The sequence below is a fragment of the Sphingomonas telluris genome, from assembly GCF_022568775.1.
In the GTDB taxonomy this organism is placed as follows: domain Bacteria; phylum Pseudomonadota; class Alphaproteobacteria; order Sphingomonadales; family Sphingomonadaceae; genus Sphingomicrobium; species Sphingomicrobium telluris.
In genome coordinates this window covers 1,334,451-1,356,459 of record NZ_JAKZHW010000001.1, presented here as the reverse complement: position 1 = coordinate 1,356,459, position 22,009 = coordinate 1,334,451, and the positions used below count along the sequence as shown (strand labels likewise).

The following is a 22,009-nucleotide window of genomic DNA, read 5'->3' as shown; positions in this document are numbered from 1 at the left end:
TTAACCTAGGCAGTTGATCGGGCGCGTCTAGAGGAAGCTGTACGGGTCGACGTCGACGGCGACGCGCACCTTCGAGCTCCATTCAATGCCGGCCAGCCAGTCGCGAATGACGTCCTGGACATCGAGGCTCCGTGCGGCGTGAACCAGCAGACGCTGGCGATGGCGGCCGCGAAGCATCGCAAGCGGGGCAGGGGCCGGCCCGAAGACCGCCATGCCCTCCACCTTTGGGGCCGCATGCCCGATGCGGCGAGCGACTGCCTCTGCGTCGGCCGAGATCTCTGCCGAGACGATGATGGCTGCAAGCCTTCCGAACGGGGGCATGGCGGCGTCGCGGCGCGCTTCTGTTTCCGCTGCGTAGAAGCCTGGCGCATCGCCGGAGACGAGCGCGGCGATGACCGGCGCGTCCGGCTCATGCGTCTGCACGAGCACGCGCCCTGGCTTGTCGCCCCGCCCGGCGCGTCCCGCGACCTGCTGGATCTGCTGGAAGCTGCGCTCCGCCGCACGAAGGTCTCCGCCCGCGAGGCCGAGGTCGGCGTCGACTGCGCCGACGAGCGTCAGGTTGGGGAAGTGGTATCCCTTCGTCACCAGCTGCGTCCCGATGACGATGTCGATCGCTCCGGCTTCCATCGAAGCGACGAACTCCGCCGCACGAGCAGGCGACCAGATCGTGTCGGAAGTAACGATCGCGGTGCGCGCTTCCGGGAAGAGCGCCGCGACTTCGTCGGCGATGCGCTCGACGCCTGGCCCGCAGGCGACGAGGCTGTCCTCCTCGCCGCATTCCGGGCAGGCCTTGGGGGGCGGCATGACATGCCCGCAATGATGGCAGGCAAGGCGGTGCATCAGGCGGTGCTCGACCATCCATGCCGTGCAGTTCGGGCATTGGAAGCGGTGACCGCAGTGCCGGCACAGGGTTAGCGGCGCGAAGCCACGGCGGTTGAGGAACAGCAGCGACTGCTCGCCGCGTTCGAGGTTCGCCTCCAGCTCCGCGACCAGGCTGGGCGCCAGCCAGCGCCCGCGCGGCGGCGGGTCCTGCGTGAGGTCGATGGCGCGCATCTCGGGCATGCTCGCGCCCGCGTAGCGGTTGCTGAGCGTGACCTCGCGATAACGGCCGATCTCGACCATGTGTCGTGTTTCGATCGCCGGCGTAGCTGACGACAGGATGACCGGGATGTCCTCGAACTTGCCTCGCATCACAGCAACGTCCCGGGCGTGATACTGAACGCCGTCTTCCTGCTTGAAGCTGGGCTCGTGTGCTTCGTCGACGACGATCAGGCCGAGGTTCGCGTAGGGCAGGAACAGTGCCGACCGTGCGCCGACCGTGACTTTCGCCTCGCCGCTCGCGATTGCGCGCCAGGCCCGCCGACGCTGGGACGAGCGCAGGTCGGAATGCCAGGCGACCGGCGCACAGCCGAAACGCGCCTCGAAGCGCTTCAGGAAGGGCTCGGTCAGCGCGATCTCGGGAAGGAGCACCAGCGTCTGCTTGTCCTGACGCAGGGCCTCCGCGATCGCTTCGAAATACACCTCGGTTTTTCCGGAACCCGTCACGCCGTCGAGCAGCACGGGGTCGAAGCCCTTGCCGATGGCCGCGGAGAGCGAGCGGGCGGCTTCCGTCTGCTCCTCGGACAAGTCCGGCGGCGCGAAATCGGGGTCGGGGCAGGGGAGCGGTCGATCGGCTTCTACCGCGACAGCTTCCAGCGCTCCCGCGTTCACCAGCCCGCGCATGACCGCATCGCTGACGCCCGCATGGTCGGCCAACTCCCGCACCGTACCCTGCCGTCCTTCGAGCATAGCCAGCGCCTTCAACCGCTGAGGCGTCATCCGGTCGGGCACGAGCCCGGTGGGACGGTATTCCGTCAGCTGCCGCGGCCCTTCCAGTGCGCTTGATGACGGCACGATCATCCGCAGCACCGACGCCAGCGGCGCGAGATAATAGTCCGCCGTCCACTCGGCTAGGCGCCGGAGCGGCGCCGCGATCGGCGCTACGTCGAGCGTGCCGACGATCGGCCTAAGCCGGTTGTCACCGACCTCCTCCGTAGGAAGCCGCTCCGGCTCCCACGCCACGCCGAGCAGCTGCCGCGGCCCGAGCGGCGCGACGAGTACCGTCCCCGGCTCTACATGCATGTCGTCGGGCACGCGATAGTCGAGCGGCCCGAGCGCTGCATTGAGGGTAACGACACGGGCTCGGTTCATCGGCTAAGGATACTGCGGGGCTGCGGGACGAGGACCTCTAACAAGAGGACTAGTCCGATGATTGCAAGACGGTGGCACGGGCGAGTGCCGGCTTCGAAGGCCGAGGAATATCTGCGGCTGATGCGCGATGTAGGCCTTGCCGACTATCGATCAACCGAGGGCAACCGCGGCGCCTGGTGCCTGCACCGCCACGACGGCGATGTTGTCGACGTCGAGATGTTCACCCTCTGGGAGAATCTCGAAGCGATCGGCCGGTACGCGGGCGACGACCTGCTCAAGGCCAAATATTACGACTTCGACCGGGACTTCCTGCTCGAGCTGGAGCCGGAGGTCACCCACTTCGAGGTGATCGAAAGCTGAACCCTACTTGCCCCGCTTCTTGCGGTGCTGATCGAAGTCGAGGACCGCGTTCTCCACGTCGCCCTGAAGCAGGCCGAGGCGTCGCGCCACCTCCTGATAGGCTTCCTCGACGCCGCCGAGGTCCTGGCGGAAGCGATCCTTGTCGAGCTTTTCGTTCGACTTGAGATCCCAAAGGCGGCAGCCGTCGGGGCTGATCTCGTCGGCTAGGATGATGCGGGCGTAATCGCCGTCCCACACCCGTCCGAACTCCAGCTTGAAGTCGATCAGGCGGATGCCGATCGCCGCGAACATGCCGCTCATGAAGTCGTTCACGCGGATCGCCATGTCGGCGATGTCGTTCATCTCTTCCTGGCTGGCCCAGCCGAAGCAGGCGATATGCTCTTCGGAGATCATCGGATCGCCGAGCGCATCGTCCTTGTAATAATATTCGATGATCGTCCGCGGCAGCTGCGTGCCTTCCTCGATTCCGAGGCGCTTCGTCAGCGATCCCGCCGCGACGTTGCGTACGACGACCTCGATCGGGACGATCTCGACCTGCCGGATCAGCTGTTCGCGCATGTTGACGCGGCGTATGAAGTGCGTCGGGACGCCGATCGTCTGGAGCGCGAGGAAGATGTGCTCGGAGATGCGATTGTTGAGCACGCCCTTGCCGCTGATCGTGCCGCGCTTCTGCGCGTTGAACGCGGTCGCGTCGTCCTTGAAATATTGGATGAGCGTGCCGGGCTCCGGACCCTCGTAGAGGATCTTCGCCTTGCCTTCGTAGATCTGGCGGCGCCGGGCCATTGCTGTCGCTTCACTCCAACTCAAAAGAAGGGAGCGGGGCCTATAGGCGACCCGCTCCCCCGCCGCAATGAAGCAGCCGTTGCTTACTTGCTGGCCATCGATTGCTTCAGGCCGTTCACGATGTCGGCGCCTTGCAGCACCTGGATCGTCGAGCCCTTCAGGCCGTCGCCGATCGGCTCGGCGCGGCCGCCGAGGCAGGTCTGCAGGAAGTTCTCCGCCACCGCATTGAAGGCGATGTTGTTCGCAGGACGGGCGAAGCCGTGCCCCTCGTCGGGGAACAGCACGTAGGTGACCGGAATGCCCTTGGCCTTCATGGCCTCGACAATCTGATCCGACTCACGCTTGTTCACGCGCGGGTCGTTGGCGCCCTGGCCGATCAGCAGGGGCTTCTTGATCCTGTCGGCGAAGGTCAGCGGCGAGGCGGCCTTCAGTAGCGCCTTTCCGTCTTCGGTCGTGGGATTGCCCATGCGCTGGTAGAACTGCTGCTTGAACGACTCCCAGTAAGGCGGGATCGTGCCCAGCAGGGTGAAGAGGTTCGACGGGCCGACGATGTCGACGCCGCAGGCGTAGGTCTCCGGCGTGAAGGTCAGTCCGGCCAGCGTGGCGTAGCCGCCATAGCTTCCACCAAGGATCGCGACCTTGTCCGCTGTCGTGATGCCGTTCGAGACCGCCCAGGCGACGCTGTCGGTCAGGTCGTCCTGCATCTTCTTGCCCCACTGCAGGTTGCCTGCAGCGAGGAAGTCCTTCCCGAAGCCGGTCGAGGCGCGGAAGTTGACCTGCAGCACGGCATAGCCCCGGTTCGCCAGCCATTGCGAATAGGGGTCGTAGCCGTAGCCGTCGCGTCCCCACGGGCCGCCGTGGACGACCAGGACCATCGGGACAGGATGGTCGGGCTTGCCGTCCCGGTTGGCGTCGGCGTTCGCGGGGAGGGTCAGATAGCTCGGCAGCGCCAGGCCGTCGCGTGCCTTGATTTCGACCGGATGCATCGGGACCAGCGGCGCTCCGACGAGATCGGGACGGCCGGTGTAGAGCTTGGTCAGAGTGCCGGCCTTGCGATCGAACAGATAGACGGTCGCCGGCTCGGTCACCTTGTCGGCGGTGACGATCCACTTGTCGTCGGCATCCGTCCGTGCCTGGACGACCGGCGTGGCGCCCAGCTTGTACTTGAGCCAATCAAGGGTCGCCCCAATCTCCTTGTCGACCGGGGTCCATTCGGGCGTGAGATACTCCGCCTGATAGGCCTCGACCGCCAAAGTCTTCGGATTGGTCAGGACCGATCCGATGTCCGCCTTGGGGCTCTCGCCAATGACGGTCTGCTCGCCGCTGGCGACGTTTTGGGCGATCAGGGCTGCCGTGTTCCGGCCGCGACTATCGATCCAATAGAGGATGGAGCCGTCCGCGTTGAAGCCGGCGGGCGACGTCGTCAGCGAGTCGTCGAGACCAACGGTCGCGAACGGCTTCGCTTCGATTTTCCCGTTGGTGATCCTGTAGTAGTCCGTGCCGCCATCGTCGCGCGATTTGAGCGCCATGCGCAGCTTCAGATCGTTGTCGGCGAGGAAGCCGGCGTAGCCGTCGTTCTTCTGAACGAGCGTCAGCTTCCCGGTCTTCAGGTTGAGGCTGTAGACGTCGTGCCACTTCGCATCGCGATTGTTGAGGCCGACGAGGACGCGGTCCTTATGCTTGTTCGAAGAACCGACAAGCTGCGCGCGCGTCTTGGTGAATGGCGTGAGTGTCGTCTGCTTTCCGGTCGCGACGTCCACTCCGTAGAGCAAGAAATTCTCGTCGCCGCCCTTGTCCTGGATGAACAGGATCTGTTTCGAATCCGGTGACCAGAAGTAGGAGCGGACCGGCCGCTCGCGCTCATTGGTGAGCGGCTTCGCATTGTCCGGATCGCCGACCGGAGCGACGTAGACGTTCATCACGCCGTCGCGCGGCTGGGTGTAGCTGATCCACTTGCCGTCCGGAGAGATGCGCCCGATGGCTTTGGTGGGATTTCCGAAGAGCTTGGCGCGCTCGATCAAGGGAACGTCGCCCGATTGCGCCGCCGCGACAGACGGAGCGACCATCGTGGAAGCCAACAATACAAGCTTTGTGAATGTGCGCATTTGTGCCCCCTGGTTAATGCGAGGGCGGAAGCTGCACCTAAGTTGTTCGGGAAGCGAGTCTTTCTTGAGAAGTGCTTGAGTTAACAGGAATCATGAGGGGCAGGTCGCGTGCTTGTCCTGCCCCTCACGCGAGCGTCATGCGCATCCGACATCCTTCGATGCCTTGGCCTTGATGGCCCAGGGCGCATTCCACTCGAACTGATGCATTGCCTTCAGGCTCTTGCCGATCTCGCGGCCGATACCGCTGAAGAGCTGTCCGAAATCGCGGCTCATTTGAGCGCGGTTTTCCTGGAACATCCGATCGTAGATCTCGTCGACCATGGTGATCATCCTTTCCTGACCTAAAGCGCGAGCGGGAAAGCGTCGCGGTCGTTGGCGTGCTTCAGCGCCTTTTCGACGAGCTCGATCCGGCCTCTTGCGTCCAGGCGACCCCAGGCGTGAAAGGCGGCGCTCGAGCTGCGTGCATGCGCTTCGGCAGCCTGTATTGCGGGCCCGTTCTCGATAAACAGGCGCGGGTTCAGTCCATAAGCCATGTTTTTCGCTCCTCCTTTTTCGCCGCCGCCGGAAGGGGGCTGGGGAGAGGATCCCAAAAGGTCCGGCGACGGCGTGGGATTCATGTACGATTTCGATCGTTACGGCGCCAATCAAAGCCTCGACAAAGGTAATAAGCTGAGCTTATGTGAGTTGATGCGTCGCCTTCCTCCACTCGCCGCTGTCCGGGCATTCGAGGCAGCGGCTCGCCATGAGAGCTTCACGGCCGCTGCGGCGGAGCTTGGGCTGACCCAGGCGGCAGTCTCCTATCAGGTGAAGGCCTTGGAGGAGCGGCTGGGTGCGCCATTGTTCGTTCGGGAGCGCGGGCGGGCCCGTTTGACGCCTCTCGGCCAGCGCCTCCTCCCGACGCTCAGCCAGGCATTCGATTCCATCGAGACCGCGTTCGCCTCGCACCGCGAGGAGGATGAGAGCCTCCTGACGATCACGACGACGCACACATTCGCGAACACCTGGCTGGCGTGGCGGCTCGGCGCTTTCCAGATGGCGCATCCCGAGCTCGCAGTGCGCATGGCGACGAGCAACGAGCTGATCGATCTCAAGGCGGGCGATGCCGACGTCGCGATCCGTGCGGGACCCGGCAACTGGCAGGGTCTCGAGTGCCACAAGCTCTTCGAATCCCAGTTTACGCCGATGGCCAGTCCGGAATGCATCGCCGCCATCGAAGGCAAGCTCGGGCGAAAGCTCGAGCCGTCGGACATGCCGACCGCGCATCTCATCAATCCGGGCGACGACTGGTGGCAGCAATGGTTCTGCGACAATGGCGTGGCCCCGGACGAACAGGCACTGCGGCGGCCCGGTGTTCGCCTCGACAATCAGGCCAACGAGGGTCACGCGGCGATGGCGGGGCAGGGGTTCGCCTTGCTGACGCCCTTCCTATGGACCGGGGACGTGGCGGCCGGGCGACTGGCCATGCCGTTCCCCGATCGCATTTCCGCGCGTGGCTGGGCTTACTGGTTGTGCATCCCGCCAGAGCGCCGCATGGTGCCCAAGATCAAGCGCTTCCGCGAATGGCTGATGGCGGTAATGGAAGAGACCCGGAACCGCGAGGCCGCGTGACGTGCGTATCCATCGCGCGTTCAGGCCCGGCCCTCTAACCGGCCAGCGAGGAGTTCACGATGATCATTGCTCTCGGACTTTTGCTGGCTGCCGCCGCACCCCCCGCGACGAAGGCCGACGAGACCTGCGCCGCGACGAAGTTTACTCTGAATAAGCCGGTTGCCGCGCCTCAGCCCAAGCCTGAACCGAAGAAGGTGGAAACCGCGAAGGCTTCGCCTCCGCAGCCCAAGGCGGACAAGACGAAGATTGGCGATTGCGGGCCCAAGAAGGCCGGCTGATTTCAATCTTCCTCGGAGATCTGCGGATCCACCTGGATGCGCCCGACGAGCCTTTGTCCTTCCCAGATTTCGTAGCGGGTTGCCCCGTTGATCTCGCGGGCAGCAGCGAGCGCCGCGGAATCGTCTTCCGCTTCGATCCATTCGGCCGCCCAGACCTTTCCCGCCCCGTCGAGGCAGTAGACGCGATACGCTGACACCAACTTGCCCCCCAACGAGGAAGTCACGATTGAAAGGCGCGAAAAATCAATTCGCTAGGGATTGATACGGTGCCTGGATGATCGCCGCACTAACGTAGGTGACGAGCCCGCTCAGGCATTGCTAAGCGTGGGCAATGGACCCGAATTCCGAATCCTCCGTCATAGAGACGCCGCTCGACGCCGCACTATCCGAGCGGTACCTCGTCTACGCCCTTTCGACCATCACCGCGCGCTCGCTTCCGGACGTTCGCGACGGGTTGAAGCCGGTCCATCGCCGGCTGCTGTGGGCGATGCGGCTGCTTCGTCTCGATCCGGCCGGCGCCTACAAAAAGAGCGCGCGCGTCGTTGGCGACGTCATCGGCAAGTATCACCCGCACGGCGACCAGAGCGTCTACGATGCGATGGTCCGCCTCGCGCAGGACTTCGCGCTTCGCTACCCGCTCGTCGACGGGCAGGGGAACTTCGGCAATATCGACGGCGATAACGCCGCCGCCTACCGCTACACCGAAGCCAAGCTGACGCCCGTCGCCATGGCCCTGATGGCCGGCATCGACGAGGGCGCGGTCGACTTTCGCCCGACTTACAATGGCGAGGAAGAAGAACCGGAAGTTTTCCCCGGCCTGTTCCCGAACCTGCTCGCCAACGGCGCCAGCGGCATCGCGGTCGGCATGGCGACGAGCATCCCGCCGCACAATGTCGGTGAACTGATCGAAGCGGCGACGCACCTGATCGACAATCCGAAAGCCGAGGATTCGGCGCTGATGGACTTCGTGTCGGGGCCTGACTTCCCGACGGGCGGCGTGCTCGTCGACAGCCGCGAAAGCATCGCCCATGCCTATGTGACGGGCCGCGGCAGTTTCCGACTGCGTGCCAGCGTCACGGTCGAAAAGGAAAAGGGCGGCGGCTGGCACCTGCTGGTCAGCGAGATCCCGTACGGCGTTCAGAAGGGCAAGCTGATCGAGCAGATCGCGACGCTAATTGCCGACAAGAAGCTGCCGATCCTGAGCGACGTTCGCGATGAGAGCGCCGAGGACCTTCGGATCGTGCTGGAGCCGCGCGCCCGGACCGTCGACCCGGATCTGCTGCTCGAAAGCCTGTTTCGCCTGACCGACCTCGAGGTGCGCTTCCCGCTCAACCTCAACGTTCTGGACGAGAACCGCACGCCGCTGGTGATGAGCCTCAAGGAGGCCTTGTCGGCCTGGCTCAAGTTCCAGATCGAAGTGCTGGTCCGCAAGTCGCAGGTCCGCATAGGCAAGATCGACGACCGGCTGGAGCTGCTCGACGGCTTCCTCGTCGCCTACCTCAATCTCGACCGCGTCATCGAGATCATCCGCACCGAGGACGAGCCCAAGGCGGTCCTCATGGAGGAGTTCTCACTCAGCGATCGCCAGGCCGAAGCCATCCTCAACATGCGCCTGCGCAGCTTGCGCAAGCTTGAGGAGATGGAGATCGGTCGCGAGCGCGAGAAGCTCGCCAAGGAGCGAGACGAGCTAGAGAAGCTGGTCGCCGAGCCCGCGCGGCAACGGCGGCGGATCAAGAAGGACCTCGCATCCATCAAGGATCAGTTCGGCGACGACCGCCGTACGCGCATCGAGGAAGTCCCGGCGACGCGCGAGATCGACTGGTCCGCGATGATCGAGAAGGAGCCGATCACCGTCATCCTGTCGCAGCGCGGCTGGATCCGGGCCATGCGCGGCCATGTCGCTCTCGACGATGCCGAGACGCTCAAATTCCGCGAAGGCGATGCGCTCGACACGATCTTCCATGCGCAGACGACCGACAAGCTGGCGCTCTTCGCCGCCAACGGCCGTGTCTATACGCTTGGCTGCGACAAACTTCCGGGTGGCCGCGGTTTCGGCGAGCCCGTTCGGCTTTCGATCGACCTCGATCCGGAAGTCGAGATCGTCAGCCTGATGATCGCTCGGCCGGAGATGAAGCTCCTCGTCGCGTCGACGGACGGGAAGGGCTTTCTCACCAGCAGCGAGGCGACGCTGGCGGAAACGCGCAAGGGCAAGCAGCTGGTCAACCTTCGCACCGGCGCGAAGGTCGCCGTCGTGCGCGAGGTTCCGAAGGAGGCCGACACGGTCGCGGTCGTCGGCGAGAACCGCAAGATGCTGGTGTTCCCGATCGCCGAGCTTCCCGAGCTTGCGCGCGGACAGGGAGTCACGCTGCAGCGTTATCGGGACGGTGGCTTGTCCGATTTCATCGCCTTCCGGCTGACCGACGGCCTGAGCTGGGCGCTTGGAGGCGACAGCGGCCGCACCCGGACTGAAACCGATCTCACACCCTGGCGTGCCGCGCGCGGCGCAGCCGGACGGATGCCGCCGATCGGCTTCCCTCGCTCTAACCGCTTCGGCTGATCGCGGATATTGACTGAAATCAAGTCAATTGTGAGGCTATCGGATACTCCGCATTAACCTGCGGCTCGTAAACGATTCAGCATGCAGGCCGCTCTTAACCGCCTGCCGGATCGAAAGAGGGTTCGGCAGGGGGACAAAATCCGTGCAATGCCGCACCTGGCGACGGCCGACGATGCGGCCTTGCTCGGTGCGCTTCCGATTGCGGCCGCGATCATTGGGATGGGCGACGACGGCAGCCTGAACGTCCTATCCCATAACAACCGCTTCAAGGACACGGTCGAGCTGTCGACCTGCACCGCGCTCAACTGGAATGACGCCGAATGCCTGCGCGACGGCCCGATTTCCGACCTGCTCCACGCATTCTTTGCAAACCCGATCGGCCCGGATGAGCTCGACTTCCGCGATGGCGACGGGGTCGCAGGGCGCTATTTCCGCCTGAAGCTCGCCCCTTTGCCGGCCGGCGGGAAGGGCACGCAGCGTTGTCTCCTCAGCGTCGTCGACCGGACCGTGGAGGCTCAGGCCGAACGCGCACTGCGGGCCGAGATGCTGCGGGACAGCCTGACCGGTCTTCCGAACCGCCTGGCCTTCACCGAAAAGGTCGAGCAGGCTGGCGAGAATGTGACTCGCGAGGTGCAGCACGCGGTGCTGGTCGTGGATATGCTCCGCTTCTCGCGCATCAACGAGAGCATGGGCAGCCTCGCCGGCGACGAGCTGCTGATCACCTTCGCCCGCCGCCTGATGTCGGCGCTCCGCGGAGGCGACGTGCTCGCCCGAACCGGCGGCAATGAGTTCGGCGTGCTAGTGACCCTTCGCCGCGGTGTCGCGGACGCTTTGGCGGCCGCCGACCGCATCCAGGAAGTGATGGCGGCTCCCTTCAAGATTTCCGACCTGGAGATTCGGGTCGAATGCGCCATCGGCCTCGCGCTGATGAACGGGGGCGAGGAAGCGGAAGAGCTGTTCCGCAACGCCCAGTTCGCCGTGAAGCAGGCCAAGCAGGTCGGACGGCCTCAGGTCTATGAGGCCAAGCAGGCGAGCGAGGCGCGCCGCCGCTTCTCGATCGAGACCGAGCTGCGCCGCGCCTTGGACAAGGACCAGCTGAAGCTCTTCTACCAGCCGCTGATCAACCTGAAGTCGGGCGAGGTGGCGGGCTTCGAGGCGCTCGCGCGCTGGAACCACGAGGACCGCGGAGAGATCAGCCCGACCGAGTTCATTCCGGTCGCCGAGGAATCCGGCCTCATCCTGCAGCTCGGCCGCTGGGCCATGCACAAGGCGGCCGACACATTGGCGGCCTGGGACAAAGAGGCCGGTGAGCGGCTCCCCGTCTACGTCGGCGTGAACCTGTCGGCCATCCAGGTCGCCCGGGACGACGTCGCGTCGGTTGTCCAGAGCGCCCTCAAATCGAGTGGTCTAACGGGGGATCGGCTGACCCTCGAGCTGACGGAAAGCTCAATCGTCCAGGATCCGGCGCGCGCCACGCGCGTGTTCGACGCGTTGAAGTCGCTCGAAGCGACCGTGGCGATGGACGATTTCGGCACCGGCTATTCGAGCCTCGCATATCTGCAACGCCTGCCGATCGACGTTCTTAAGATCGACCGCAGTTTCGTGACCGGCATGATGGTTGATCCGGACAGCGTCGCAATCGTTCGCGCCGTGCTCAGCCTTGCCGACGCGCTCGGCATGTCGACGACGGCCGAAGGCATCGAAACGGTCGAGTTGGCGACCACGCTGGCAACGCTCGGTTGTGCAAGTGGGCAGGGCTTTTACTTTGCGAAGCCGCTCGAACCCGCAGAAGCGCTGGACTATTGGAAGTCGCGCCGGCGCCCCTGATCTTGGCGCGCTTGAACCTGTGCCCTCAGGCACACACTTTTTAGCGGATAATCATTAGGGGTGTGTCCCGGTTGAACCTGCGCAGCCGTAAGGGCATTGTTCAGGTAACGCCGGGTAGAGGGAAAATCGTGAGCCTGCACAGATTTAAGATGATCGCCTTGGCATCCGCACTTGCGGTTGCCGGTCCCACCGCCGCCATTGCCGCGGACCAGGCGCTTGCGCCTATCGCTGCGGCGCCGATCGTGAGCATTCCGACCGCTGGGTCGGTGAGCGCTCTCTACGACCAGTACAAGCTGAAGCCGATCTGGTTCAAGAACGGCGGTCCGTCGGTCGCCGTGACGCAGCTGACGCAAATCCTGCGTCGCGCCCGCCTCGATGGCCTTTCGAACGGCCCCGAGCTCGCCGTTCAGGTCGAGAATGCCGTGCGCGCAGCTTCGAGCGGCAATCCGGCCGACATCGCCGCTGCCGAGCAAACCATTTCGGCGGCCTGGGTGCTGTATGTCCAGACGATCAAGCGCCCGACGCCCGGCATGATCTACCAATATGACGTCCTGAAGCCGCAGGGCACGCGCACGGACCAAATCCTGCTCGCTGCCTCCAGCGCGCCCTCGCTAGAAGCGCACGTCTCTTCAGTCGCCGCGGTGAACCCAGTCTACGCGGGCATCCGCGATGCCGAATGGGCGCGAATGCAGCAGACGGGCACGCTCGACCCAGATCCGCGCGCTGTACTTAACCTGGAGCGCTCGCGCTCGATCCCGGCCAAGGGACGTTTCGTCCTCGTCGACGCAGGCGGTTCGCGCCTTTACATGTACGAGAACGGTGTGCCGGTGGATTCGATGAAGGTGATCGTCGGAATGCCGGACCGTCCGACGCCGATGATCTCCAGCGTCATGTATTACATCGTCTACAATCCGTATTGGAATGCGCCTGACCACCTCGTGCGCGGACCCATTGCGGCGAAGACGCTTGCCGGTGGCATGAAGTATTTCCATGGCAAGATGGGCTACCAGGTGATGGCCGATTGGAGCGCTAATTCGGCGACGATTCCCGCCGAGAGCATCAACTGGAAGGACGTTGCGTCCGGCAAGGTGAGGCTTCGCGTCCGTCAGGACCCGGGTCCCGAGAATTTCATGGGCGTGCTCAAGTTCCCCTTCCCGAACCCGGAAGATATCTATCTGCACGACACGTCGACGCCTCAGCATTTCAAGGACGCCGACCTGCACCAGAGCAATGGCTGCGTCCGTCTGGAAGATGCCAAGCGCTTTGGGCGGTGGCTGCTGGGGGGCCGCGATCCGGTTGCGCCGGGCCCCGACCCGGAAATCCAGGCCCAGGTGCCGCAGCCGGTGCCGATCATCCTAACCTATCTCACGGCGCAGCCGACGTCGGCGGGGCTGACCTATCTCAAGGATCCATACGGCTGGGATAAGCCGGGCGCTGCACAAATGGCCGCGGCCCAGATGGTGGCATCGCGAGTGCCGAGGGACTAAGCCTGAAAGCATAAATCAAAGGCGGCGGTGGGATCTCCCATCGCCGCCTTTTCTTTGCCCAAAAGAAAAGGCCGGCCCGGATTTCTCCGGACCGGCCGTTTTCCTGTGACCGCGATCTTAGCCGCGTTCCGGCGCCGGCGGCGGCGGCGGAGGAGGCGGCGGCGGAGCCGGGCACGCTTCGGTCGCCAGGATCACCGATCCGTCCGGGCACGTCTGCGTCGCCGGAGGCGGTGGAGGCGGCGGGGGCGGCGGTGGGGGCGGCGGCGGCGGCGGCGGCGAGTAGAAGTTGTAGATCAGGCTCGCCATCAGGCTGTGCGACCGGAAACGGCCGTGCAGCGACGCACCGTCGAGATCGTCCTCGAAGTCCATCGCCTTCGTCGTGAAGAAGCGATACTTCAGGCCCAGATCGATGTTGTCGCTCACCGCCGTGCGGACACCGGCAATGACCTGGTAGGCGATGCCGGAATCGGAATCGCTGAAACCGAAGTCGGTCGACGGAACGGTCGGGACCGTTGCGCTGAAGTCTGCGTTCGTCTTCACGCGGGCAAGACCGAGGCCGACGCCCAGGAAGCCGCTCCAGCCGTTGTCGCCGCCGAAGTCGACCATGCCGTTGCCCATGATCGAATAGACCTTGGTGCTGCCGTCAGCGTCGAAGTTGACCTGGTTGCCCGGGACGATGGCGTTGTTGATCGACACTTCGTCGATGCTCGCGCGCTTGTAGCCAAGCTCGAGCTCGACGCGGAACATGCCGAGGTCGTAGCCGCCGATGAGATCGACATCGAAGCCGGTCTTGTAATCGGTGCTGACGCCGTCGTTCACGTCGTGCGTTGCGTCGGTGAAGTCGTAGTCGGAATCCTCTGCGAGCATCGGTCCGAGATCGATGCCCACATAGCCCGAGCCGTCGCGAGCGGCGGCGGGCGATGCGATTGCAGCCGCAGCTACAGCGGCGAGCAGGTATTTACGCATTAAATAACCCCTCTGTGGCCAAGAAAAGCCTGCGGCGGTCATGCATCCGAAAGTATTGCAACGCAACCGGATCAGCCGCGTCCGCGGCGCGGTGTTGCAAATGCGCAACGGGGTCGGGACACATCAATTGTTGGCGCTTTTCAGCGCTTCCGCAACGATTTGGTCGAAGTCGGCACCCGTCGGGAAACCGCGATCGACCCAGCGGCGTTCCAGCGCTCGTAGCGTGCGAGCGACGACTGGCCCGGCAGTCAGGCCGCGCTCGATCAGCTCGCCTCCGCCGATCGGAAGACGGGGTGCGGTCCATAGGCCGATCTCGGCTGCATCCGTGGATTTGTTCGCCAGGAGAAGGCGGTCGATCGCGCACTCGGTGCCGATGAAATAGGCGAGCGCGTGCGCGTTCACGTCGAGGTCGCTCGCCACAGCGCAGCCGAGCCGCTTGCGCGCCTTTGTCGAAAGCTTGAGCCGAACCGCCACGCGCTCGGCGACGGCCGGATCACGTGGCAACAATGCCGCCAGGCGGCGGAGCGGATCGCCCGCTATTCCAGCCTTGCGCTCCAGCGCGACGAGTTTGTTCAACGCGTCGGCCGATGTCACAGCAATTTCGGGAATGACCGGCAGCAATATGCCGCGATCGAGCATGATGCGTACTGTCGGCGTCGGGTCGACGACCGCGAGGAGCTTAATCAGCTCGTCGGCGATCCGCTCACGCGAAAGCGCCATCAAGTCGTTCGCGCGTGCCGCACAGGCGTCGAGTGCGGCGGCGTCGGGGTCGTCCTTTCCGAACCGGGCGTGGAACCGGAAGAAGCGGAGGATCCTCAGATGGTCTTCGGCAATTCGCTCATAAGGGTCGCCAATGAAGCGGACGCGGCGCTCCAGCAGGTCCCCGATGCCGCCGAAATAATCGTAAATCTCGCCGGTGCGCGGATCGGCGAAGAGGGCGTTGATCGTGAAGTCGCGCCGGGCGGCGTCTTCCTGCCAGTCGTCGGTGAAGGCGACGGTCGCCCGCCGGCCGTCGGTCGCGACGTCTCGCCGAAGGCTGGTCACCTCGACCGGATGACCGTTGCTGATCGCAGTGACGGTCCCGTGCTCGATACCCGTCGGCACGGCCTTGATCTTCGCGGCCTCCAGCCGCTCCACGACGTCGTCGGGCCGAAGCTTGGTGGCGAGGTCCACATCGTTGACGGGGATGTCGAGCAGCTCGTCGCGCACTGCTCCTCCGACGTAGCGCGTCAGCCCCTCGTCGGCGCCAAGCGCATCGAGCAGGCGAGCCATCCCCCGGCGGCGACCCCACTTCGCGACGTTGAGCTTCAGCTCCACTGCAACCTGCGAGAGAGATTGACGATCACTGCCGCAGTTGCCCCCCAGATCCTGCGCCCATTCCAGACGATCTCGTAATAGTGGCGGGTCCGGCCCTGAAACAAGGCGCTTTGCCGCTGCTGGTTGGCCGGATCGAGGATGAAGGCGAGGGGGGCTTCGAACCAGTCTGCCACCTCATGCTCGTGCGGTTCCAGCGGCAGGTCGGGCGGGACCACGCCGACGACAGGAGTGATGATGTAGCTCGTCACGGTGCGATATGGGTCGAGCTCACGGATGACATCGACCTCGGCCGGATCGAGACCGATCTCCTCGTGGGCCTCGCGTAATGCCGCCGCGACTGTGTCTTCGCCGGGGTCGAGCCGCCCGCCGGGGAAAGCGATCTGTCCCGCGTGCGTGCGCATGTGCTCGCGCCGGACGGTCAGGATCACGCCAGGCTCCGGCCGGTCCGTGACGGCGATGAGCACGGCGGCCGGCGTATCCGCGTCCCTGTGGACTTCCGGAAGATCGCCGATCAGCATGTCTTCCGCCCCGCCATCCGAGATGGCTGCGCGCAATCGATCGGACAGGTTCATTGTGCGGCACCATCCGGATCGAGCGCGAAGAACGTGCCGTCGCTCCACACGCCCGCGGGTTCGCTGCCCTCGGCAAGCGCGATTTCCGCGAGCTCATAATAAAGAGGTCTCGACAGCTCAGCCTGCAGGCCATGCCGCACGGCCAGCCGCGGGGATGGACCGTGGTCCGTGGCTTCGATGACGAGCGGGTGATCCGGGCCGGCGATGACGAGATCGCCACTGTCGAGCTTGAACGCGATCTTCCGTGCCGGACCTTCGCCTTCCGACTGCATCTCGGTCGCGCGGAAGGCCGTGCTTTCGACCTCGATCTCGAGCTTCTCCACGGGGGTGACGAGGACGTGCGTTCCATCCGGTTCGCGGCGGAGCACAGTTGAAAACAGCCGCACCATCGCGGACCGGCCGATGGGACTGCCTTCGTGATACCAGGTGCCGTCGCGCGCGATGCGCATGCCACTATGGCCACAGTGCGTTGGATCCCACTTGTCGACTGGCGGCAGCCGGCGCTCGTCGATCAGCGTCTGCAATTCGGCAAGGCTGACACCGTGCAGCTCGATAGGGGCGCGACTTTCGGGCACGACTCGTCATTGCTTCGCCGCGCTCGCGATGACAACAGAGCGCGATGAACGAGGGACCGCGCACAGCAATCGTAACGGGAGCCGGAAAACGCGTCGGCGCCGTGCTCGCTGCCGCGCTCGTCGAAGACGGCTGGACCGTGGTCGCGCACGTTCATCATGCCGACGATTCCGTGCCCGAGGGCGCGGTGAAGGTCGTTGCCGCTCTCGCCGATCTTGCCTGTGCACACACCATCTTCGAAGCTGCCAGAGAACTTCCGCCGGTTCGGCTGCTGATCAACAATGCAGCGCGTTTCGCTCACGACGCGCTGGGTGACTTCAACCCCGACGAACTGGACGCCCATGTTGCGGTCAATGTTCGCGCTCCGATTCTTCTGACGGAAGCTTTCGCGCGGCAACATCGCGCGGGCGATGACGGCATCGTCATCAACCTTCTCGATTCAAAGCTCATCGCGCCCAACCCGGATTTTCTGAGCTACACTTTGTCGAAGCAGGCCCTCGCTGGATTCACCGAACTCGCGGCGCGGGCGCTCGCTCCGAAAGGGATTCGCGTCAATGGAATCGCTCCGGCGCTGATGCTCCGGTCGACAGGTCAGAGCGCCGAGAATTTCGCGATCATGCACGCCCGAAATCCGCTGCGGCGCGGCGTCGAGCCGCAGGATGTCGTCGCGGCCGTCCGGTACTTCGCGCAGGCGTGGGCCGTGACAGGCGAAGTGCTCGTGATCGACGGCGGCCAGCGCTTCGATCCGCCATCGCGCGACGTGCAGTTTCTGGAGGAATGATGACCGACGTAACCACGCGCCTTGAGGGCATGATTCCGGACAGTCTGCGTCCGCGCAGCGCGCGCATCTTTCTCGATTCGCTCGAGGTCATGGCCGACATCGGATTCCACGATTTCGAAATCGGGACACCGCAGCGATTGCTGGTTACTGTCGAAGTCTGGCTCGATCACATTCCGCCGGCTGACAGCGACGATCCTTCGACGGCTTGGGATTACGACTTCGTGCGCGAGCAGGTACAGGAGCTGGCGTCAGCGCGCCGTTATAATCTGCAGGAATCTCTGGTACATGCGCTCTTCGATCGCTTTGCTGCGATGCGCGGCGTGCGTGCTTTGCGCGTCGTGACGGCGAAGCCTGACGTCTATCCCGAGGCCCGCTCCGTTGGCGTGGAACTCGCTTCGTTCACGGGTGCTGCCCCGGAAGCGTGACCATAACGTAACAAGAGTGGAACAAAATCCGTTGCACGGCCTTTGTGCGATAGTTAAGGAGGCGCGCTTGTCGTCCATGTAACCATAGTACATGGACAACGTTCCTTCATTGGATCGGGCGGAGGGGGCTCGCCGGATCCGAACTTTGGTGATGGCGTGTCGAGGAGAACTGCGCGTTAATGTCATACGCAACACGCAAAGAGATGAGCGGCAACCGCACGGTCGCGATCGTCATCGTGGCGCTGATCCATGCCGCACTCGGCTACGCGATCGTGACCGGACTTGCTTACAACATCGTGAAGAAGGCCGCTGAGGACCTTAAGACGTTCAACGTCGAAGAGGAGCCGCCGCCCCCCGAGGAGCCGCCGCCCCCGCCGCCTGATCAGCCGGAAACTCCGCCGCAGGTCGTTGCGCCGCCGCCGTTGGTTCGCACCAACATTGCGCCGCCGCCGATCGTGCAGACGGTCCGTGAAGCGCCGCCGCCGGTGATCACGCCGACCGCGCCTCCGGCGCCTCCGGCTCCACCCGCACCGCCGCCTCCGGCGATCGTGACGAAGGCGCAGAGCGCCAAGGGTAACCTGCAGAGCCTGTTCAGCGCGGACGATTATCCGCCTGACGCGCTCCGCAACGAAGATCAGGGCACCGTTTCGGTCTCGCTTTCCATCGGCACGGACGGACGTGTCAGCGGATGCAACGTGACCGGATCGAGTGGATCGCGTTCGCTCGACAATGCGACCTGCCGCATCCTGCGCAGCCGCGCCCGGTTCACGCCGGCCAAGGGCAGTAATGGCCAGCCGATGCCGGATACTTACAGCCAACGTATTACCTGGCGTCTCGAGGGCTGAGCCCGCCGCGCCGAACTGAATTATTTTTCGAGAGGAAAGTAGACGGACATGTCAATTCTCGCACTCACCGCAGCAGCCGCTGCAGCTCCCGCCGGGGAGAACCCCTACGGCCTTTTCCAAGCCCTCGAGCAGGGTGGCATCATCGCATGGTCGGTGTTCATCATCCTCGTGGGTATGTCGATCTTCTCTTTCTACATCCTGTTCACGAAGCTGATGCAGCAGCAGAAGATCATCAGCCAGGGCCGCAAGGTCCGTGCGAGCTTCTGGAATTCGCCGAACCTGCGTGAAGCCGCGACCAAGCTCGACAGCCGCAGCGCCTATCGCTCGATCGTCGACGATGCGCTTCTGGCGCAGGAGCAGCACGACAAGCTGACCGACCCGATCGACCGCCACGACTGGATGGCAAACAGCCTGGCCCGCAGCCAGGGTGCGATCGGCGCCCGCCTCGGTGAGGGCCTCGCCTTCCTCGCGACCGTCGGTTCGACCGCTCCGTTCATCGGGCTGTTCGGTACCGTCATCGGCATCTACCGCGCTCTCATCAAGATCGGCGCGTCGGGCCAGGCCTCGATCGACGTCGTCGCGGGCCCGGTCGGTGAAGCTCTGATCATGACCGCGCTCGGCCTCGTCGTCGCCGTTCCGGCCGTGCTTGCCTACAACTGGCTCGTCCGTCGCAACAAGTCGATCATGGAGGACCTCGCGGCCTTCACGAACGACCTTCACGGCTACCTCGTTTCCGAAGGCCGCGTGAAGCCGCGCTTCGGCCCGACCTCGGCCAAGACTGAAGCCGCTCGTCCGGCGACTGCAGGTGGCCCGGCCGCCCGCACGCAGGAGCCGGTTCGCACCGGCGCGACGACGGCAGACCGCGTCTAAGGCAATCGGTTCCGTGCCGGCTTGGTCCGCCGGCCGGCACGGCCCGTGACGACATCGAACTGAAGAAAGCGAACTGCCAATGGCAATGGGCGTAAGTCAGGACGGCGACGAAGACGTCCCGATGTCCGACATCAACGTCACGCCGCTCGTCGACGTGATGCTCGTGCTCCTGATCATCTTCCTCATCGCGGTTCCCGTCGTGTTGCAGACCGTTCCGGTCGAGCTACCGAAGGTCCGCTATGAGCCGACGACCACGAAGCCCGAGAACGTGAACCTCTCGGTGAAGGCCTCTGGCGGCCAGTGCGAAGTGTACTGGAACCTCACGAAGGTCGATTCCAAGGAGTTGCTCGATCGCGCGGTCAAGAAGCTGGAAGATCAGATCAAGGCTGTCGGCGGTCCGCAGAACCTGACCGAAGAGACGATGCCTGAGGCGCATATCCGTGCCGACATCAACACGCCGTACCGTTGCGTTGGCGGGGCAGTGTTCACGATGCAGCGTGCGGGCTTCGCTCGCGTCGGCTTCATCTCCGAACCGCCGGCAGGTTCTGGCACTACCACGCGCCTGTAGATTTAGGAGTTTATCGCCATGGCGATGCAAACCACCGGTTCGAACACTTCGGGCGAACCCATGATGGACATCAACATGACGCCGTTGATCGACGTCATGCTCGTGCTTCTCATCATGTTCATCATCACGATCCCGATCCAGACGCACGCGGTGAAGCTCGACTTGCCGCAGGACTCGCAGGCGCCGCCTCCGCCGGTTGAGCCGACCAAGAACAAGGTCGTCATCACGGCCGGTGGTCAGGTCCTTTGGAACGGCGCTGCGGTCAATATGCAGCAGCTGCGCCAGTACCTCGAGGTCTCGCAGCAGATGAACCCGATCCCGGAACTTCACCTGCAGCCGGAACCCGATGCCCGATATGAGCTCGTCGACGAGGTGCTTGCGACGACCAAGCGCGCTCACGTCGAGAAGATGGGCTTCGTCGGCAACGAAGCGTACATGAACTTCTAGGAAGCTAGTCCACTACTTCCCTCAAGGGCGGTCCGTTCGGGCCGCCCTTTTGTTTTGGGGTTGGGCCGAAGCCGGAATCGGGGCCTGCAGGCCTTCTCAAGCTGCCCCTTAGAGCTCGGGGCTTGAACAAGCGTCGTTCGGCCCGCACTAGCTGGGCATGGCAGCTCGAACCCTGATCCGGCCCACCGGCTTCGTCGATTCGCCCTTCGGCCACGACGGAAAGGTCGCAAGACTCGCTGGCGGGATGAGCTGGTTTTCGTCCGTCGAGTTGCTGCGCATCGAAGGCAATCGCCGCAGGTCCGCCGAATTGCTCTCAGTCACCGACCTCGAACCGCATCTCGAAGGCGAACTCGAGGCGCAGTGGAAGGCGCTGACGAGCACACGCCAGCCATTGCAACTGGGTGAGCGAACTATCCGCCTCGACCAGCCGCAGGTCATGGCGATTCTCAACGTGACGCCGGACAGTTTCTCGGATGGCGGCCAGCTCGCCGACGCGAACTCAGCCGTCGAGGCGGGCGTGGAAGCGTCGAGCAAGGGCGCCGCCATCCTCGACGTCGGGGGCGAGTCCACCCGTCCTGGCGCGCAACAGGTCTGGGCCGAGGACGAGATCCAGCGCGTCGTTCCGGTCGTTCAGGGGCTCGCCATGAGCGGGGCCGCCGTATCGATCGATACCCGGAAGAGCGAGGTCATGACGGCGGCGCTTCAGGCCGGCGCGCGGCTCGTCAACGACGTCTCCGCCTTAACGTTCGACCCGCGCTCCGCGGAAGTCATCGCGGCGGCTGGCGCGCCCGTCATCCTCATGCACCATCTCGGCTCCCCCGAAACGATGCAGCAGGACCCGCGCTATGAGGACGTGCTGGTCGAGGTTTATCTCTGGCTGGAAGAGCGCATCGCGGCGGCCGAGGCGGCAGGCATCGACCGCGCTCGCATCCTCATCGATCCGGGCTTCGGCTTCGGAAAAACGGTGGCCCACAACCTCGAGCTGATGAACTGCCTCGCGACCTTCCATTCGCTCGGATGCCCGCTCGTCCTCGGCGCCAGCCGCAAGCGCACGATTGGAGCTTTGTCGGGCGAAGCGCCCGCGAACGACCGTCTTGGCGGAAGCATCGCGTTCGCCCTTAAGTCGGTGGAGCAGGGCGCTCAGATCGTCCGGGTGCACGACGTGCCGGAAGCGGTGCAGGCTCTCCGGATCTGGCGCGGTCTGCGCGACCAGGCGCTAACGCCCCGCCTTTCCTAAAGCGTGTAGCCACCGTCGCTGACGAGGACGGATCCCGTCACCGTCGGCGCGCTGTCCGAAAGCAGGAACGCGATCTGCTCGGCGATTTCCTCCGCTGTCGCGTAGCGACCGAGCGGCGTGGCCATTGCTGCCATTTCCGCGAAGGCGGCATCCGGCCGATCTTGCGCGCCCGATCCGCGAACATCGGCACCGCGTCCCACACCGGCGTTTCGA

24 protein-coding genes are annotated in these 22,009 nt (G+C 64.5%); 13 read left to right on the top strand and 11 right to left on the bottom strand.

The window, feature by feature from the left end:
* Nucleotides 1-27 precede the first annotated feature (27 nt).
* Nucleotides 28-2,190 (bottom strand): primosomal protein N', encoded by a 2,163-nt coding sequence (locus tag LZ016_RS06950; protein WP_241446673.1) that lies wholly within the window; start codon nt 2,188-2,190, stop codon nt 28-30.
* Nucleotides 2,191-2,247: 57 nt separating this feature from the next.
* Between LZ016_RS06950 and LZ016_RS06945 the strand changes: the two genes are divergently transcribed.
* Nucleotides 2,248-2,550, top strand: a complete 303-nt coding sequence (locus LZ016_RS06945; protein ID WP_241446672.1) for a hypothetical protein — start codon at nt 2,248-2,250, stop codon at nt 2,548-2,550.
* A gap of 3 nt (nt 2,551-2,553) precedes the next feature.
* Here LZ016_RS06945 and purC read toward each other — a convergent pair whose 3' ends face one another.
* From purC to LZ016_RS06925, 4 genes are all read right to left on the bottom strand, one after another.
* Nucleotides 2,554-3,333 carry a phosphoribosylaminoimidazolesuccinocarboxamide synthase gene (purC, locus tag LZ016_RS06940; protein WP_241446671.1) on the bottom strand — a complete coding sequence of 260 codons (780 nt, stop codon included), beginning with the start codon at nt 3,331-3,333 and terminating at the stop codon, nt 2,554-2,556.
* A gap of 83 nt (nt 3,334-3,416) precedes the next feature.
* A complete protein-coding gene (locus LZ016_RS06935) occupies nt 3,417-5,438 on the bottom strand; it encodes a S9 family peptidase (RefSeq protein WP_241446670.1) in 2,022 nt (673 codons plus the stop codon).
* Between the two features lie 135 nt (nt 5,439-5,573).
* Nucleotides 5,574-5,759 carry a hypothetical protein gene (locus LZ016_RS06930; RefSeq protein WP_241446669.1) on the bottom strand — a complete coding sequence of 62 codons (186 nt, stop codon included), beginning with the start codon at nt 5,757-5,759 and terminating at the stop codon, nt 5,574-5,576.
* A gap of 20 nt (nt 5,760-5,779) precedes the next feature.
* Nucleotides 5,780-5,971, bottom strand: coding sequence for a hypothetical protein (locus LZ016_RS06925; protein WP_241446668.1), 192 nt, complete (start codon nt 5,969-5,971; stop codon nt 5,780-5,782).
* An 82-nt stretch (nt 5,972-6,053) separates the two neighbouring features.
* Here LZ016_RS06925 and LZ016_RS06920 point away from each other — a divergent pair, with 82 nt between their 5' ends.
* Entirely contained in the window at nt 6,054-7,046 is a 993-nt protein-coding gene (locus tag LZ016_RS06920; RefSeq protein ID WP_241446667.1) for a LysR substrate-binding domain-containing protein, read from the top strand.
* A gap of 59 nt (nt 7,047-7,105) precedes the next feature.
* Entirely contained in the window at nt 7,106-7,324 is a 219-nt protein-coding gene (locus tag LZ016_RS06915; protein WP_241446666.1) for a hypothetical protein, read from the top strand.
* A 2-nt stretch (nt 7,325-7,326) separates the two neighbouring features.
* On the opposite strand, the gene LZ016_RS06910 is transcribed toward LZ016_RS06915, so the two are convergent.
* Nucleotides 7,327-7,521 carry a hypothetical protein gene (locus LZ016_RS06910; RefSeq protein ID WP_241446665.1) on the bottom strand — a complete coding sequence of 65 codons (195 nt, stop codon included), beginning with the start codon at nt 7,519-7,521 and terminating at the stop codon, nt 7,327-7,329.
* 134 nt (nt 7,522-7,655) lie between these two features.
* Here LZ016_RS06910 and parC point away from each other — a divergent pair, with 134 nt between their 5' ends.
* From parC to LZ016_RS06895, 3 genes are all read left to right on the top strand, one after another.
* Nucleotides 7,656-9,881, top strand: a complete 2,226-nt coding sequence (gene parC / locus LZ016_RS06905) for a DNA topoisomerase IV subunit A (RefSeq protein ID WP_241446664.1) — start codon at nt 7,656-7,658, stop codon at nt 9,879-9,881.
* A gap of 147 nt (nt 9,882-10,028) precedes the next feature.
* Nucleotides 10,029-11,708 (top strand): putative bifunctional diguanylate cyclase/phosphodiesterase, encoded by a 1,680-nt coding sequence (locus LZ016_RS06900; protein WP_241446663.1) that lies wholly within the window; start codon nt 10,029-10,031, stop codon nt 11,706-11,708.
* 128 nt (nt 11,709-11,836) lie between these two features.
* The gene (locus LZ016_RS06895) at nt 11,837-13,195 is read left to right on the top strand and encodes a L,D-transpeptidase family protein (RefSeq protein WP_241446662.1); all 1,359 of its coding nucleotides are present in this window, start codon (nt 11,837-11,839) and stop codon (nt 13,193-13,195) included.
* A gap of 117 nt (nt 13,196-13,312) precedes the next feature.
* On the opposite strand, the gene LZ016_RS06885 is transcribed toward LZ016_RS06895, so the two are convergent.
* The 4 genes from LZ016_RS06885 to LZ016_RS06870 all read right to left on the bottom strand — a co-directional run bounded on the left by LZ016_RS06885 (nt 13,313) and on the right by LZ016_RS06870 (nt 16,625).
* Nucleotides 13,313-14,161: an outer membrane protein gene (locus LZ016_RS06885; RefSeq protein ID WP_277622518.1), complete on the bottom strand. Its 849-nt coding sequence runs from the start codon at nt 14,159-14,161 to the stop codon at nt 13,313-13,315.
* Nucleotides 14,162-14,284: 123 nt separating this feature from the next.
* A complete protein-coding gene (locus LZ016_RS06880; RefSeq protein ID WP_241447473.1) occupies nt 14,285-15,433 on the bottom strand; it encodes a CCA tRNA nucleotidyltransferase in 1,149 nt (382 codons plus the stop codon).
* A 35-nt stretch (nt 15,434-15,468) separates the two neighbouring features.
* Entirely contained in the window at nt 15,469-16,050 is a 582-nt protein-coding gene (locus LZ016_RS06875) for a CoA pyrophosphatase (protein WP_241446661.1), read from the bottom strand.
* Nucleotides 16,047-16,625, bottom strand: a complete 579-nt coding sequence (locus LZ016_RS06870) for a DUF1285 domain-containing protein (RefSeq protein WP_241446660.1) — start codon at nt 16,623-16,625, stop codon at nt 16,047-16,049. Before LZ016_RS06870 ends, LZ016_RS06875 begins: the two co-directional genes overlap by 4 nt.
* Before the next feature lie 44 nt (nt 16,626-16,669).
* Here LZ016_RS06870 and LZ016_RS06865 point away from each other — a divergent pair, with 44 nt between their 5' ends.
* The 7 genes from LZ016_RS06865 (at nt 16,670) to folP (ending at nt 21,796) form a co-directional block, all read left to right on the top strand.
* On the top strand, nt 16,670-17,404 hold the full coding sequence (locus LZ016_RS06865; RefSeq protein WP_241446659.1) for an SDR family oxidoreductase: 735 nt from the start codon (nt 16,670-16,672) through the stop codon (nt 17,402-17,404).
* Nucleotides 17,404-17,829, top strand: a complete 426-nt coding sequence (locus LZ016_RS06860) for a dihydroneopterin aldolase (protein ID WP_241446658.1) — start codon at nt 17,404-17,406, stop codon at nt 17,827-17,829. Before LZ016_RS06865 ends, LZ016_RS06860 begins: the two co-directional genes overlap by 1 nt.
* 179 nt (nt 17,830-18,008) lie before the next feature.
* On the top strand, nt 18,009-18,674 hold the full coding sequence (locus LZ016_RS06855; RefSeq protein ID WP_241446657.1) for an energy transducer TonB: 666 nt from the start codon (nt 18,009-18,011) through the stop codon (nt 18,672-18,674).
* 48 nt (nt 18,675-18,722) lie between these two features.
* Entirely contained in the window at nt 18,723-19,544 is an 822-nt protein-coding gene (locus tag LZ016_RS06850; RefSeq protein ID WP_241446656.1) for a MotA/TolQ/ExbB proton channel family protein, read from the top strand.
* Nucleotides 19,545-19,623: 79 nt separating this feature from the next.
* On the top strand, nt 19,624-20,112 hold the full coding sequence (locus tag LZ016_RS06845; protein WP_241446655.1) for an ExbD/TolR family protein: 489 nt from the start codon (nt 19,624-19,626) through the stop codon (nt 20,110-20,112).
* Nucleotides 20,113-20,130: 18 nt separating this feature from the next.
* On the top strand, nt 20,131-20,559 hold the full coding sequence (locus LZ016_RS06840; RefSeq protein WP_436286347.1) for an ExbD/TolR family protein: 429 nt from the start codon (nt 20,131-20,133) through the stop codon (nt 20,557-20,559).
* A 157-nt stretch (nt 20,560-20,716) separates the two neighbouring features.
* On the top strand, nt 20,717-21,796 hold the full coding sequence (folP, locus tag LZ016_RS06835; protein WP_241446654.1) for a dihydropteroate synthase: 1,080 nt from the start codon (nt 20,717-20,719) through the stop codon (nt 21,794-21,796).
* Here folP and LZ016_RS15515 read toward each other — a convergent pair.
* Complete coding sequence (locus LZ016_RS15515; protein ID WP_277622517.1) at nt 21,793-21,921, bottom strand: SDR family oxidoreductase; 129 nt, start codon at nt 21,919-21,921, stop codon at nt 21,793-21,795. The genes folP and LZ016_RS15515 overlap by 4 nt on opposite strands.
* Nucleotides 21,922-22,009: the final 88 nt, after the last annotated feature.